General features: G+C 72.0%; 14 protein-coding genes. 5 read left to right on the forward strand and 9 right to left on the reverse strand.

Annotated features, from left to right (window positions below):
* Nucleotides 1-4 precede the first annotated feature (4 nt).
* Nucleotides 5-865, forward strand: coding sequence for a dihydropteroate synthase (gene folP, locus ACFYRX_RS01615; RefSeq protein WP_389095618.1), 861 nt, complete (start codon nt 5-7; stop codon nt 863-865).
* A gap of 131 nt (nt 866-996) precedes the next feature.
* Here the strand turns inward: folP and ACFYRX_RS01620 are convergent, their stop codons facing one another.
* Both ACFYRX_RS01620 and dapE read right to left on the reverse strand, forming a co-directional pair.
* On the reverse strand, nt 997-1,755 hold the full coding sequence (locus ACFYRX_RS01620; protein ID WP_389095619.1) for a TIGR00730 family Rossman fold protein: 759 nt from the start codon (nt 1,753-1,755) through the stop codon (nt 997-999).
* 110 nt (nt 1,756-1,865) lie between these two features.
* Entirely contained in the window at nt 1,866-2,945 is a 1,080-nt protein-coding gene (gene dapE / locus ACFYRX_RS01625) for a succinyl-diaminopimelate desuccinylase (protein WP_389095620.1), read from the reverse strand.
* 85 nt (nt 2,946-3,030) lie between these two features.
* On the opposite strand from dapE, the gene ACFYRX_RS01630 reads away from it, so the two are divergent.
* Together ACFYRX_RS01630 and ACFYRX_RS01635 are read left to right on the forward strand one after the other, a co-directional pair.
* On the forward strand, nt 3,031-4,005 hold the full coding sequence (locus tag ACFYRX_RS01630; protein WP_389095622.1) for a heavy metal transporter: 975 nt from the start codon (nt 3,031-3,033) through the stop codon (nt 4,003-4,005).
* 274 nt (nt 4,006-4,279) lie between these two features.
* The gene (locus ACFYRX_RS01635) at nt 4,280-4,735 is read left to right on the forward strand and encodes an ATP-binding protein (protein ID WP_389095623.1); all 456 of its coding nucleotides are present in this window, start codon (nt 4,280-4,282) and stop codon (nt 4,733-4,735) included.
* 67 nt (nt 4,736-4,802) lie between these two features.
* Here ACFYRX_RS01635 and ACFYRX_RS01640 read toward each other — a convergent pair whose 3' ends face one another.
* Nucleotides 4,803-5,897, reverse strand: a complete 1,095-nt coding sequence (locus ACFYRX_RS01640; protein ID WP_389095624.1) for a bifunctional succinyldiaminopimelate transaminase/glutamate-prephenate aminotransferase — start codon at nt 5,895-5,897, stop codon at nt 4,803-4,805.
* Nucleotides 5,898-6,025: 128 nt separating this feature from the next.
* Nucleotides 6,026-6,343 carry a ferredoxin gene (fdxA, locus tag ACFYRX_RS01645; RefSeq protein ID WP_007384503.1) on the reverse strand — a complete coding sequence of 106 codons (318 nt, stop codon included), beginning with the start codon at nt 6,341-6,343 and terminating at the stop codon, nt 6,026-6,028.
* Nucleotides 6,344-6,483: 140 nt separating this feature from the next.
* Between fdxA and ACFYRX_RS01650 the strand changes: the two genes are divergently transcribed.
* Together ACFYRX_RS01650 and ACFYRX_RS01655 are read left to right on the forward strand one after the other, a co-directional pair.
* Nucleotides 6,484-7,491 (forward strand): GNAT family N-acetyltransferase, encoded by a 1,008-nt coding sequence (locus ACFYRX_RS01650; protein WP_389095625.1) that lies wholly within the window; start codon nt 6,484-6,486, stop codon nt 7,489-7,491.
* A 29-nt stretch (nt 7,492-7,520) separates the two neighbouring features.
* Nucleotides 7,521-8,372, forward strand: coding sequence for a tetratricopeptide repeat protein (locus ACFYRX_RS01655; RefSeq protein ID WP_389095627.1), 852 nt, complete (start codon nt 7,521-7,523; stop codon nt 8,370-8,372).
* Nucleotides 8,373-8,444: 72 nt separating this feature from the next.
* Here the strand turns inward: ACFYRX_RS01655 and ACFYRX_RS01660 are convergent, their stop codons facing one another.
* From ACFYRX_RS01660 to ACFYRX_RS01680, 5 genes are all read right to left on the reverse strand, one after another.
* Complete coding sequence (locus tag ACFYRX_RS01660) at nt 8,445-9,062, reverse strand: response regulator (protein ID WP_389095629.1); 618 nt, start codon at nt 9,060-9,062, stop codon at nt 8,445-8,447.
* Nucleotides 9,059-10,225: a sensor histidine kinase gene (locus ACFYRX_RS01665; RefSeq protein ID WP_389095631.1), complete on the reverse strand. Its 1,167-nt coding sequence runs from the start codon at nt 10,223-10,225 to the stop codon at nt 9,059-9,061. Before ACFYRX_RS01665 ends, ACFYRX_RS01660 begins: the two co-directional genes overlap by 4 nt.
* The gene (locus ACFYRX_RS01670) at nt 10,222-10,980 is read right to left on the reverse strand and encodes an ABC transporter permease (RefSeq protein ID WP_389095632.1); all 759 of its coding nucleotides are present in this window, start codon (nt 10,978-10,980) and stop codon (nt 10,222-10,224) included. The genes ACFYRX_RS01665 and ACFYRX_RS01670 overlap by 4 nt, the downstream gene beginning before the upstream one ends.
* Nucleotides 10,974-11,888, reverse strand: a complete 915-nt coding sequence (locus tag ACFYRX_RS01675; protein WP_389095634.1) for an ABC transporter ATP-binding protein — start codon at nt 11,886-11,888, stop codon at nt 10,974-10,976. The genes ACFYRX_RS01670 and ACFYRX_RS01675 overlap by 7 nt, the downstream gene beginning before the upstream one ends.
* Before the next feature lie 90 nt (nt 11,889-11,978).
* Nucleotides 11,979-14,381, reverse strand: a complete 2,403-nt coding sequence (locus ACFYRX_RS01680; protein WP_389095636.1) for a hypothetical protein — start codon at nt 14,379-14,381, stop codon at nt 11,979-11,981.
* Nucleotides 14,382-14,495 lie beyond the last annotated feature (114 nt).

Raw genomic sequence — 14,495 nt, forward strand, 5'->3', positions numbered from 1 at the left:
GGGGATGCTCAGGCTGGGCAGGCGCGAGTTCGACGCGCACGAACCGGTGATCATGGCGATCGTGAACCGGACGCCCGACTCCTTCTACGACCAGGGAGCCACGTTCCTCGACGAGCCCGCTCTCACGCGCGTGGAGCAGGCGGTGGCCGAAGGGGCCGCGATCATCGACATCGGCGGCGTCAAGGCCGGGCCGGGGGAAGAGGTGTCCGCGGCGGAGGAGGCCCGGCGGACCGTCGGCTTCGTGGCGGAGGTGCGGCGGCGGTTCCCGGATGTCGTGATCAGCGTCGACACCTGGCGGGCGTCGGTCGGCGAGGCCGTCTGCGAGGCGGGCGCGGATCTGCTCAACGACGCGTGGGGCGGGGTCGATCCGGGGCTCGCGGAGGTCGCCGCGCGGTACGGCGTGGGGCTGGTGTGCACGCACGCCGGGGGTGCGGAGCCCCGTACGCGGCCGCATCGGGTGACGTACGACGACGTAGTGGCCGACATTCTGCGGGTGACCGTGGGGCTCGCGGAGCGGGCGGTCGCTCTGGGGGTGCCCCGGGAGTCCGTGATGATCGATCCCGGGCACGACTTCGGGAAGAACACGCGGCACAGCCTCGAGGCGACTCGGCGGCTCGGGGAGATGGTCGGGACGGGCTGGCCCGTGCTGGTGTCGTTGTCCAACAAGGACTTCGTGGGCGAGACCCTGGACAAGCCGGTGAAGGAGCGGGTGGTGGGGACGCTTGCGACCACCGCGGTGTCGGCGTGGCTGGGGGCTCAGGTGTACCGGGTGCACGAGGTCGCGGAGACGCGGCAGGTGCTGGACATGGTGGCGTCGATCGCTGGGCACCGGCCGCCGGCGGTCGCCCGGCGGGGGCTGGCGTAGGGGCCGGCGTGGGCTTCTCTCGCCCCCGCCGCCCCTACCCGTCCCGTCCTTCAGGGGGCTCCGCCCCCTTGACCCCCGCTCCTCAAACGCCGGAGGGGCTGAGGTTCAGCAGACGCCGGAGGGGCTGAGGCTCAGCGGCCCGCTTCCTTCGACACCAGGGCCACCGCCTCGTCCACGTCGTCCGTCACGTGGAACAGCAGCAGGTCCTTCTCCGACGCCTTGCCCTGCGCGACCAGCGTGTTCTTGATCCAGTCGATCAGTCCGCCCCAGTACTCGCTGCCGAAGAGGACGATCGGGAAGCGGGTGACCTTCTGGGTCTGGACGAGGGTCAGCGCCTCGAAGAGCTCGTCCAGGGTGCCGAGGCCGCCGGGCAGGACCACGAACCCCTGCGCGTACTTCACGAACATCATCTTGCGGACGAAGAAGTAGCGGAAGTTGAGGCCGATGTCGACGTAGGGGTTGAGCCCCTGCTCGAAGGGGAGCTCGATGCCGAGGCCGACGGAGGTGCCCTTCGCCTCGCAGGCGCCCTTGTTGGCCGCCTCCATGGCGCCCGGGCCGCCGCCGGTGATCACGGCGAAGCCGGCCTCCACGAGGCCTCGGCCCAGCCGCACCCCGGCCTCGTACTCCGGGGAGTCCGCGGGCGTCCGTGCCGAGCCGAACACGCTGATCGCGGGCGGGAGTTCGGCGAGTGTGCCGAAGCCCTCGATGAACTCCGACTGGATGCGCAGCACGCGCCAGGGGTCGGTGTGGACCCAGTCCGAGGGACCGCCCGCGTCCAGCAGGCGCTGGTCGGTCGTGCTCGCCGTGACCTGTCCCCGCCTGCGGAGGACAGGTCCCAGGCGCTGCTCCTCCGGCGGCTGCTTCTTGCCCTCGGGGTTCCCGGTAGCCATGTGCGCTCCCTCCGCTTGCCTGGTCTTTCCATCTCAGCGTAGATCTACGCGGGTTACGGCGGGGGGACGTAGGCGTGTCCGCCATGAACCGCCACCGGCGCGCCGCCTTGCTACGACGTCAGCCAGGCCCGCAGCCGCGACTCCGCCTCAGGGATCTGCGACACCTTGACCCGCTCGTCGACCTTGTGCGCGAGCAGCGGTTCACCGGGGCTGTAGTTCACCGCGGGCACGCCGAGCGCGCTGAAGCGGGACACGTCCGTCCAGCCGAACTTGGGGCGGGCCACGCCGCCGACCGCGGCCATGAAGGCCTGCGCGACGGGGTGGGTGAGGCCGGGGCGGGCGCCGCCGGTGTGGTCGTCGACGACGAACTCGTCGACCCCGCAGTCCGCGAAGAAGTCCCGGACGAACGCCTCCGCCTCGGCCTCGCTGCGGTCGGGCGCGTAGCGGAAGTTGACGGTCAGGACGCAGGAGTCGGGGATGACGTTCGTGGCCACGCCGCCCTGCACGCCGACCGCGTTGAGGCCCTCGTGGAACTCCAGGCCGTCCACGACCGGCCTGCGCGGCTCGTAGGCCGCCAGCTTCGCGAGGGCCGGGGCGGCCTTGTGGATCGCGTTGGAGCCCATCCACGCGCGCGCGGAGTGCGCCCGCTCTCCCTTGAACGTCAGCAGCATCCGCAGGGTTCCCTGGCAGCCGCCCTCGACCTGGTTGTCCGTCGGCTCCAGCAGGACCGCGAAGTCGCCCTCCAGCCACTCGGGGTGGGCCTCGGCCACATGTCCCAGGCCGTTGAGGTGGGCGGCGACCTCTTCGTTGTCGTAGAAGATGAAGGTGAGGTCGCGGTTGGGCTCGGGGACCGTGGCCGCGATGCGCAGTTGGACCGCGACCCCGGACTTCATGTCGCAGGTGCCGCAGCCCCAGAGGTAGCCCTCGTCGTCGAGGCGGGAGGGGACGTTGCCCGCGATGGGCACGGTGTCGATGTGGCCGGCGAGGATGACGCGTTCCGAGCGGCCGAGGTCCGTGCGGGCCACGACGTTGTTGCCGTGGCGGTCGACCGTCAGGTGCGGAAGCGCGCGCAGGGCGTTCTCGATCGCGTCCGCGAGGGGCTTCTCGGTGCCGCTCTCGGAGGGGAAGTCGACGAGCTGCGCGGTGAGCCGGGCTGCGTCCAGCGAAAGGTCAAGTGGGATGTCGGCCATGCTCCCGACCCTAACGCCCCCTCCGGCGGCCCCCACTGTCCCCGCCGGGCGCAGAGGTCTCAGTACTCTCCAGTATCTTGTCCGGATGCCAGAGCCGTTGCCCCCTCCTCGCAAGCGCCGTGGCCGCCGCCTCCTCCGTTTCGGGGCGGCCCTCGTGGTCCTGTGCGCGGTCGCCGGATACCTCGTGGTGCAGTACGTCACCGGAGGCGCCCACGGGCCGCGCTGCACGGTGGTCTCGGGCAAGGCGGACGGGCCGTCCTATGAGTTCACGCCGGAGCAGGCGGTGAACGCGGCGACGATCACCGCCGTCGGCACCGGGCGCGGGCTGCCCGAGCGGGCCGTGGCCATCGCGCTCGCCACCGCGATCCAGGAGTCGGGGCTGCGCAACATCTCGCACGGCGACCGTGACTCGCTCGGTCTGTTCCAGCAGCGGCCCTCGCAGGGCTGGGGCACGCCGAAGGAGATCCTCGACCCGACGTACGCGGCGGGCGAGTTCTACAAGCACCTGGTCAAGGTGGACGGCTACCAGAACCTCCCGCTGACCGAGGCCGCGCAGCGCGTGCAGCGCAGCGGCTACCCGGAGGCGTACGCCAAGCACGAGCCGGACGCCACGCTGCTCGCCGCCGCCCTCACCGGCACCTCGGCGGCCACCCTGACCTGTGACGGCCGCCAGGAGAGCACCCAGGGCAGCGCCCAGGCCGCCGCCACGGGCCCGGACGCGGTGCGGTCGGCTCTCGTACGGGACTTCGGCCGGGACGCGCTGGAGACGACCGCAGCGGAGGTGGGCGGCAAGGCGTCACCGAGCCCGACGCCGACCACGACCGACCCGCGCCTTGTGACCCTTCCCGTCCGGAAGGACACCGGTCCGGGTTCCGGCCGGACCCTCACCGAACGCGGCTGGCAGCTCGCGCACTGGGCCGTCGCCAACTCCTCCGCGCTGCACATCGAGCGGGTCTCGTACGCGGGGCGGCAGTGGACCGCCGGGAACACGGACAGCGAGTGGCGGTCGGCGGGCAGCGAGGCGGCCACGGGGACCGTACGGATACTGACGGCACGGTAGTTCGGAAGATCACCTGGAAGGGTCACGTCCGTCCGCTGTCCGAGCGGGTGTGCGCAGGTTTTCGTCACGTCACTCCCGTATCGGTCAAAACCCTTGAGAACAAAGGGCTGCAAGGATTCGGCGGACTTTCAGACCGGTGGCTTTTTGCCCGTTTTTATCCGCAGGTGATAATGCGACGCATTACGAACTCTTTACGTTATGCCTCCGCAACCTTCGACGGCTTCGAGCGGTAGTCACGGCGTCCGAGCAACGTTTCCTCCGTCGAAGGAGCAACATGTCCCTCCCCCTGACCCGCAGGATCGCCCGCGCCGCGCTGCTCGTCGCTGCGGGAGCGGCAGCCGGGGTCGGTGCGGCCGGCTCCGCCAGTGCGGCCCCCGCCACGCTGCCCGCCACCCCGAACCTCGGCGGCCTGACCGCCATGGACGGGGCGCACGTCGGCAACACCGTGGACGGTGCGACGCAGAACCTGACCGGGACCGCGGGCAAGACCGGTGGAAAGACGGTCGAGAAGGCGGTGCCGTCCGCGGGCAAGACCGGCGGCAAGGCTGTGAAGAAGGCGGCGCCGGCCGCGCAGAAGACGGCGGGCGAGGCCGCCGGTTCCGCCGGGGGCCTCCTCGGGGACACGACGTCCACCGCGACGAAGGGCGGCCTGCCGACCGACTCGCTCACCAAGGGCGGCGGTCTGCCGGCGGCGGACACCCTGCCGGTGAAGAGCCTGCCGCTCGGCTAGCAGCTCCCGCACACGGCGAAGGGGCCCAGGTGAATTCCTGGGCCCCTTCGCCGTACCCGTACAGGATCTACGCCAGACGCTCGACGGCCGCCCGCACGCGCTCGTCCGTCGCCGTCAGGGCCACGCGGACGAAGTTCTCCCCCGCCTCGCCGTAGAAGTCCCCCGGCGCCACCAGGATGCCCAGGTCGGCCAGGTGGGCGACGGTCGACCAGCAGGACTCGTCCCGCGTCGCCCAGAGGTAGAGGCTGGCCTCGCTGTGCTCGATGCGGAAGCCGTGCCCCAGCAGAGCCTCGCGCAGCTGCGCCCTGCGTGCCGTGTACCGCTCCCGCTGCTCACGGACGTGGGTGTCGTCGCCCAGGGCCGCCACCACCGCGGCCTGGGTCGGCGCCGGTGTCATCATGCCGCCGTGCTTGCGGATCTCCAGGAGGGGCGCGAGGACGGCCGGGTCACCCGCCAGGAAGGCCGCGCGGTAGCCCGCGAGGTTGGACCGCTTCGACAGCGAGTGCACGGCCACGAGGCCGTCGTAGGAGCCGCCGTTGACGTCCGGGTGCAGGACCGAGACCGGGTCGGCCTCCCAGCCCAGCTCCAGGTAGCACTCGTCGGAGAAGATCAGGATGCCGTGCGACCGGGCCCAGGCGACGATCCTGGTCAGCTCGTCCTTGGACAGCACCTGGCCGGTCGGGTTCGACGGGGAGTTGAGCCACAGGAGCTTCAGGCCCGCCGGGTCCAGCTCGGTCGGGTCGTCGTACACCTCGTACCCGGCCCGGGCCAGGCGTGCGCCGACCTCGTACGTCGGGTAGGCCAGGCGCGGGTAGGCGACCCGGTCGCCGGGGCCGAGGCCCAGCTGGGTGGGGAGCCAGGCGACGAGTTCCTTGGAGCCGACGATCGGCAGGACGTGGCGGTGGGTGACATCGCGGGCGCCCAGGCGGCGCTCGACCCAGCCGGTGATCGCGTCGCGCAGGGCCGGGGTGCCCCAGACCGTCGGGTAGCCCGGGGAGTCGGCCGCGTCGATCAGGGCCTTCTGGACGAGGTCGGGGACCGGGTCGACGGGCGTGCCGACCGACAGGTCGACGATGCCTCCGGGGTGCGCGGCGGCCGTCTTCTTGTACGGCTCCAGCTTGTCCCAGGGGAAGGCGGGAAGGCGGTCGGAGACTGCGGACACGGCGTTCGGCTCGCTTTCGGGTCGTACGGAAGACACCGTCGCACGGAAACACTTCGGTCCCGCAGGCCACGATCGGGGAGACGATCAGGCCGTACGGGACCGAGGCGGCACGGAAAGGTGCCGGCTGATCAGGCCTGCGGCGGCAGCGCGGCGATGAACGGGTGGTCCCGCTCGATCAGGCCCAGCTTGCTGGCGCCGCCGGGCGAGCCGAGCTCGTCGAAGAACTCGACGTTCGCCTTGTAGTAGTCCTTCCACTCGTCCGGAGTGTCGTCCTCGTAGAAGATCGCCTCGACCGGGCAGACCGGCTCACAGGCACCGCAGTCGACGCATTCGTCCGGGTGGATGTACAAGGACCGGGAGCCCTCGTAGATGCAGTCGACCGGGCACTCTTCGATGCACGCCTTGTCCTTCACGTCGACACAAGGCTGCGCGATGACGTAGGTCACGCTGTCGTTCCTCCTCCATAGGGCGCTGGCGGGCCTCCTCAGGCTCCGCCGCCTGGCGCGCGGGAGCGCGGCGTCGTCGATGCCCGCCCCTAGTATCTCCGTTCTTGGGCATGATCCGAACAGGAGGGGTGAACTGACCTGTGGAAATCTCTGCCGGCGGACGTCTCGTCGTCCGCATCTCCGCAGCTGACGTGGGCAAACGGGTATCCGTGCGGCGTCTGGACGAAACCGGCGTCACACAGGAGAAGTTCACCGACACGGTGGGTGTTCTCACATCATGGGACGACGGTGTGCTGATGATCACGTGCCGGGACGGTCGGAGCGTCCGCATTCCGGAATCCGCGCTGGTGGCGGGCAAGGTCGTGCCCGCGGAGCCGGCCCGCCGACGGGGCCCCGCCGCCTCGTACCCGGAACTGGCCCGGATCGCCGCGCGGGGCTGGCAGCCGGTGGAGAGCGAGCCGCTCGGCGAGTGGGAGCTGCGTGCCGCCTCCGGCTACACCCGCCGCGCCAACTCCGTCCTCCCGGTCGGCGACCCCGGCGTACCGCTCGACGAGGCCCTGACCGCCGTACGACGCTGGTACGGCGACCGCGGGCTGCCCGCGTACATACAGACCGCGACCGGCGCCGCCGGCACCCAGGAGGCGCTGTGCGCGGAGCTGGAGGCGCGGGGCTGGACGCGGGAGGTGACGGCGGAGTTGTGGACCGGGGCGCTGGCACCGGTCGCCGACCGGTCCGGTGACGGTGTGGTCCTGTCCCGGGAGGCCGACGCGGACTGGCTGGCGCGCTATCAGCGCAAGGGGGTGAGCGACGTGGCGTTGCGCGTGTTGGGCAGCGGCCCCTCAGTGTGGTTCGCCACCGTTCCCGGTGAGGAGGCGCCGGCTGCGATCGGGCGGTGTGTCGTCGACGGGCGGTGGGCCGGGTTCGCCGCGGTCGAAGTGGACCCCTCGCTACGGCGACGGGGGCTGGCCTCCACCGTGATGGCCGCACTGGCCCGGCGGGCGCTGGACGAGGGGGCGTCGGCCGCGTGGCTCCAGGTCGAGGCGGACAACGCCGGTGCGCGGGCGCTGTACGAGCGGATGGGGTTCGCCGCGCACCACGCCTACCACCACTACCGCGAGCCGGACGTCTCCGGCGGCGCGCGGCAGTAGCGATCTCCGCGAAAGGGCACGAGCCAGCTATGCGTCCGCCGTATCCGCCCCCGCCCGAACGGTCCGCCGAGCTCCGGAGGCGGTTCGCCGAAGAGGCGCGGTCGGAGCGGCCCGATCTGTCCGCGCTGTGTCTGCTGGTGGGGGCGCAGGCGGACGCGGCCCTGGACGAGACCGGCATCGACGCGGCGCAGGTCGAACTGGACCGGCTGGCCGGGCAGTTGCCGTTCCGGCCGGGTGGGCCGCGGTCGTGGGCGGTGTCCCTGCGGGAGCTGCTCGGGGACCGGTGCGGGTTCCACGGGGCGCCGGTGGACTACCAGCGGCTGGAGTCCTCGCTGCTGCACGAGGTGCTGGCGCGGCGGCGGGGGCTGCCGATCCTGTTGTCGGTGGTGTGGATGGAGGTGGCCCGGCGGGCGGGAGCTCCCGTGTACGGGGTCGCGCTGCCGGGGCATTTCGTCGTGGGGTTCGGGCCGCCGGAGGAGCAGGTGCTGGCGGATCCGTTCGACGGGGGGCGGGTGTTGAACGGGGGCGACGCGGAGTTGCTGGTCGCCGGGGCGACAGGGGGTTCGCTGGATGCGTCGATGCTGAGTCCGGCGGATCCGCTGGACGTGGTGCAGCGGATCCTGAACAACGTCCGGGCCTGGGCCACGGCTCGGCCCGAGCGGTCGGATGTGGCGTTGTGGGCTGTCGAGCTGGCGTTGCTGATGCCTTCTCATCCGGCCCGGTTGCGGTACGAGCGGGCGCAGTTGCTGGTGCAGCGGGGTGACTTCGTCGAGGGGGCCGGGGAGTTGGAGGCGTATGCGGGGGTGGTGGCCGCGGTGGATGAGGGGGCGGCGGCCAAGGTGCGACAGCAGGCTCATGCCGCGCGAGCGATGTTGAACTAAGGCCGTCGTAGCGTCTACAGGTGCGTCGTGGCTGGTCGCGCAGTTCCCCGCGCCCCTAAAAACAAGGGGCTCTCACAGCCAGCCCTTCTCTCTTGCGATCCTCACCGCCTCCGCCCTGTTCCGTACCGCCAGTTTCTGGATCGCCGTGGAGAGGTAGTTGCGGACCGTGCCCTGGGAGAGGTGAAGTGCCTTGGCCAGCTCGGCATTTGTGGAGCCGTCGGCCGCTGCTCGCAGAACCTCCCGCTCCCGGTCCGTCAGCGGGTTCGCGCCCTCCGCGAGGGCCGCTGCCGCCAGGGTGGGGTCGATGACCCGCTCCCCCGCCAGTACCTTGCGTACGGCCGCTGCCAGTTGGGCCGCGGGGGCGTCCTTGACGAGGAAGGCGTCGGCACCCGCTTCCATCGCGCTGCGCAGGTAACCGGGGCGGCCGAAGGTCGTGAGGATCACGAGCTTCACCGACGGGAGTTCCTTGTGGAGCTGGGCCGCCGCCTCTATGCCCGTCGCGCCCGGCATCTCGATGTCCATCAGGGCCACGTCGACGTCGTGGGCGCGGGCCGCCGCCAGGACCTCGTCGCCGCGGGCCACTTGGGCGACGACCTCGATGTCGTCCTCCAGGCCGAGGAGGGCGGCCAGGGCCTCGCGGACCATCGACTGGTCCTCGGCGAGCAGGACCTTGATCGTGCGGCTCGTCATGAGGCGGATCCTACGTCCGCCGCGGAACCGGCGGGCACGCGGGCGACCAGGCGGAAGCCGTTGCGGGTACCGGTGACCTCCAGGGTGCCGCCGGCCTTCTCCAGGCGTTCGGTGAGGCCGGTGAGACCGTTGCCGGGACCGTTGCCCGCGCCGCCGGACCCGTCGTCCTCGACGCGGAGTTCGAGCCGGGCCCCGTCCAGGGTCTGGCAGCGGAGCAGCTCCACCGTGCAGGCGCGGGCGCCGCTGTGCCGTACGACGTTGGTGACCGCCTCGCGCAGCGCCCAGGCGAGGGCCGACTCGCTCTCCTCGGGGACGCCGGTGAGATCCGGTTCGGAGGGGAGGGACGCGGTGACTCCGGCGGCCGTCAACGCGACCTGGGCGCCCGCGAGTTCCGTGGCCAGGCGGGCGCGCCGGTAGCCGGTGACGGCCTCCCGGACGTCCACCATGGCCTGGCGGCTGACCTGTTCGATGTCGGCGACCTGCTGGGCCGCCTTGTCGGGGTGGGCGGGGAGCATCCTGCCCGCCAGTTCGCTCTTCAGCGTGATGAGGGACAGGGAGTGGCCGAGGAGGTCGTGCAGGTCCCTGGCCAGGCGCAGGCGCTCCTCGTTGGCGGCGAGCTGGGCGACCCGGGCCCTGGCCTCCCGCAACTCGACGGTCGTACGGACGAGTTCGCGTACGCCGGTCATCGCGAAGCCGCCGAGCAGCGCCGGGATGAGCAGGGCGCCGATGTAGTCCGTGCCGTCGGCGACGATCAGGGCGAGGCCCGCCATCAGGGCGGACGCGGCCGGGACGGTCAGGCGGGCGAGCCGCAGCGGCAGGGCCGCGCCGGACGCGATCGACACGTACACGAAGAGGACGAGCCACTCGCGGCCCAGGGTCAGGACGAGCACGGTCGACTCGGCGGAGAGGACCGCGAGTGAGGCGAGCACGAAGTCCTGGGCGTTGCGGCGGCCGGTCCTGAACAGCAGGACCAGGTACCAGCCGACGAAGCCCGCGAGGCCGAGCCAGCCGAGGACGACGGCCACGACCCCGTGGCCGCCGTGCAGCAGGTCCGAGACGGGTGCGCCCAGGTAGACCAGCCAGATGCCGGTCCACAGCATCTTGACCATCGCCTGCTTGCGGGTCTCGGGGCGCTGCCCGATACCGACTCCGGTGCCGCTCACGCCTTCAACGTGTCCTTCCGGTACAGCCAGGCCGCGCCGCCCGCGAACAGGGCGAAGTAGACGGCCAGGACGGCGATGTCCTGTGCGTGCGGGGCGCGGCTCTGTTCGATCGCCCGCCCGAGGGCAGCGTACGCGTGCGTGGGCAGCCACTTGGCGATGTCCTGCAGCCACTGCGGGAAGGTCGTCGTGGGCATCCACAGGCCGCCCAGTATCGACAGGCCGAAGTAGGTGATCATCGTGATCGGGCGGACCGCGTCCCCGGTCGCGAGGTAGCCGATGGCCACGCCGAGCGCGGCGAAGACGAGGCTTCCGGCCCAGATCGCGCCGGTCAGGGCGAGCCACTGCCAGGCGTCCAGACGTACGTCCTTCACGACCGCGGCGACGACGAACACGACCACGATCGAGGGCAGGCTCACCACGGCGGCGCTCGCGGTCTTGGCGAGGACATAGCCGCGCCCCGGGAGCGTGGTCAGTCTCAACTGCCGTACCCAGCCGCCCTCCCGCTCCTTCGCGATGCGCTCGCTGTTGCCCATCAGGACGGCGGTCAGGGCGCCGAAGGAGGCCATCGAGACCATCATGTAGGTCGCGACCGTCAGGCCCGTGCCCTCGACCCGGTCGGTCGTCCTGGAGTTGCCCGCGATGATCAGGAACAGCAGCGACGGGTACATCACCGAGAAGAACAGGAACTTGCGGTTGCGCAGGGCGCGCGTGAGTTCCAGCTTGATCAGGCCCCGCGAAGCAAATGTATTCAGCATGACTGCTTGGCCTCCTCGGCCTCGGTGATCGCGACGAACGCCTGCTCCAGGCCGAGCCCGGCGACTTCCAGGTTGCGGGGGTAGACGCCGAGGCCGTAGAGGGCGTGGACGGTCGCGTCGGCGTCGGTGGACTGGATGCGGACGGTCTGGCCCGAGATGTCGACCGTGCTGAGGAAGGGCAGGTTCCGCAGCGGCCCCTCGTCGATGACTCCCTCCAGGTCGAAGGCGATCCTGCGGGCGCCCGCCTTGGCCTTGATCTCGGCGGCGGTGCCGTCGGCGAGGAGGCGGCCCCGGTGCAGGACCAGCACCCGGTCGGCGATGGCGTCGGCCTCTTCGAGGTAGTGGGTGGCGAAGAGGACCGTACGGCCCTGGTCCGCCTGTTCGCGCATGGTGGCCCAGAAGGCCTGGCGGGTGGTGACGTCCATGCCGGTCGTCGGCTCGTCCAGGACGATCAGGTCGCTGTCGCCGGCCGTGGCGAGGGCGAAGCGGACGCGCTGGGCCTGGCCGCCCGAGAGCTTGTTGACCTTGCGGTCGGCGATCTTGGAGACACCGGCCCGGGCGAGGACGTCGCCGACCGGGTACGGCTTCGGGTGCAGGGCGCAGGCGAGCTTCACCAGCTCGACGACCGTGACCTCGTCCATCAGGCCGCCGCTCTGCAGCATCGCGCCGACCTGCCCGGCGACGATCGCCTCACGCGGGGTGGTGCCGAAGAGCCGTACGGTGCCGCTGTCGGCCTGCTTGAGGCCGAGCAGCAGATCGAGCGTGGTGGACTTGCCGGCCCCGTTGGGACCCAGCAGCGCCACGGTCTCCCCCGGCCGCAGGGTCAGGGACAGTCCGTCCACGGCCCGTACCTCGCCGTATGCCTTGCTCACCTGGTCGAACGCGACCACCGGGGCTGTCGTTGTCATACGGCCATGGTGGCCTCGCGGGCGTGGCGGCGGGCAGTGTCGGCCGTCCGGAGTGCCGCATGACAGATGTCATACGGCACTCCGCGCGGATCAGCTCGGGTCGGTGTCGATGACCACGGTGCGAGCCGCCGTCGTCTTGCCGCGCAATGCCTTGCCCAATGCGGAGGCCACGTCCTGCGGCAGCACGTCGCGCTTGCCGCTCGCGCCGTTGATCTGCACGCCGTCGAAGGTGGTGCCGTACGCCTCCTTGAGCGCTTCGAGGTCGTACGTCTCCACGAGCTTGCCGTCGACCGCCTTGAAGCCGAGGATCTTCGGCAGGGACACCGAGCCGAAGTCGATGCTGTGCGTCGCGTCGGTCCGGATCGTGACGAGGCCGGACATCGCGGGCTCCGCGAACTCCTTCATCATCCGGTCGACCTCGGCGTTCGAGATCGTCGGCTGCTTGGTGGTCGTCGGCAGCGTCACCGAACCGGCCGTGCCGGTCTCGACCTGGGTGCGGTACGCCTCCTCCACCGCGGTGGTCGAGGAGGGCACGTCGACGCCCTTGCCGGCCTTGCCGTACACGGCGACGGCCTTGCCGTTCTGGAACTTGATCGTGCCGTCGGTAGCCGAGCCGGAGCCGCCCGAGACGTCCTTGAGGGCCGCCTGGAGCTTCTCCTCGTCGACCGGCATGACCGGGTCGACGATCCGGTGGTTGCCGAGGAGGGAGCCGATGACCGAGACCGGGTTGTAGTCGCTCTTCGCGGCCGCGGCGACCGTGGCCTGGTCGTCGAGCTGGAGCCCTGCCTGATCCGGCTTGAGCTCGACGGTCCTGCCGCCGACCGACAGCTTCAGCGCCTTGCTGACCCGGTCCCCGAGGGAGTCGTCGAGCTTCTTGACGGCGTCGTCACGGGTGCCGCCGCCGATGTCGACGCCGAGCACGGTGGTGCCCTTGGGCACGTCGGAGCGGTTCATCAGCAGTCCGGCGCCGTAGGCACAGACGCCGAGGAGGACCACGGTGCCGCCGGCCAAGGCCAGCTTGCTTCGGCCCTTCTTCTTCTTTTGCTTCTTCTTCGAGGCGGCCGGCGCGTCCTGCGACGCGGTGTCGGGCAGCTTCGGGGCCGTGCGCGGGCCGTCGGTGCCGGGGCGCTGGGCGCCGGGGGGCACGACCGGGATACCGCTGGTGACGGTGTGCCCGGAGACGTTGTCCTGAGCGCCGTAGCCGGGGGTGCCCGGTTCGGGGGCCGGCTTCTGCGGGGTGAGGATCGCGGTGTCGTCGCTCAGACCGCCGCCGGGCCCGAATCCGGTGCCGGGACCACCGCCGGGCCCGGGGGCACCGGGGCCGCCCGGACGACCGAGGGCACCGGGGCCGCCCGGAGCGGGCTGACCGCCGGAGATACCGGGGACACCGGACCCGCCGAAGGCACCGGGGGCTCCGGGAGCACCCGGACCGCTCTGGCCTCCGGGACCGCTCTGGCCACGGGGACCGCCGGGGCTGTTGAAGGGTTCGCCGCCGAAGGCCTCGGCCCTGGCGAAGGGGTCCTGTCCTGCCGGCGGGACGGCCGGGCCGTCACCTGTGACGGGGCCGCCTGTCGGGCCTGCGGGGCCCTGGGGTCCACCCGGGCCGCCGGGACCCTGCGGCCCGCCGAAGCCGCCGCCGTAGTCGATCCGGCCGCCCTGGCCGCCCTGGCCGCCGTAGTCGATCCGGCCGTTCTGCCCGCCCGGGTCGCCGGGCCCGCCCTGGCCGCCTTGCGTGCCTTGGGCGCCGAATCCGCTCTGGCCGCCCTGGCTGTTCGGGCCTCCGGTGCCGTTGCCGTTCTCCGTGAAGTACGGGAGGTCGTCGCGGCGGGGCTCCGCACCGCGCGGGCCGGCGTTCAGGGCCTCGGTGACGTCGAAGGAGCCTGTGCCGCCGCCGTGGCCGGGGGCCACGGGGCCGCCGGTGGCACCCGGCAGCCCGGCGCCGTTCGTACCGCCGGGACGGGCGCCGCCCGGCACACTCATCGAACCGACCACGCCACCGGGCCGGCCGGTGCCGGGACGGGCGCCGCCGGAGGGGGCCGCGCCCGGAGCACCGTGACGGGGACCGGGCGCAGCGGCACCACCGGAGCCACTGGCACTGGCACCCGCATGCGCACCGGCGCCGCCGCCCGCGGCCGAACCGCCCGGCAGACCGGCACCGTTGGTGGCGCCGCCACCCTGACCGCCCTTGGCGGGGCCGGACTTGCGGGGCGCGAACCAGTCGCTCGTCTTCTCGTCGGCGCCGGGCCCGGCCGGTTCGGGGGGCAGTTCGACGGTGCCCGTGGTCGAGGAGGGACTCGGATCCACCGCCTCGACGACCGGGCCGCTGTCGGCGGAGTTCGGCGTCTCGCCGACGGGCTGGCGCACGACGACCGGCGGAATGGGCCGCGATCCGGGGATGTTGATCCGGATCCGGGTCGTCAGCGTGGTCTCGGTCTTGCGCTCCTCCGGCTGCGCGGCCGAACGGCCCGCGTCCGGACCGCCGTCGGAAGCCATGGGCGTCCCGTACGGCGGCGTACCCGAGGGGTAGGCGGCTCCGCCGCGCCCGTTGGGCCCGGAGGACGGACTGTCAGTTTCACGACTCAAGGCAGGTTCTCCCGGTTGGCTCCA

It is taken from the genome of Streptomyces sp. NPDC005374 (assembly GCF_042872225.1).
In the GTDB taxonomy this organism is placed as follows: domain Bacteria; phylum Actinomycetota; class Actinomycetes; order Streptomycetales; family Streptomycetaceae; genus Streptomyces.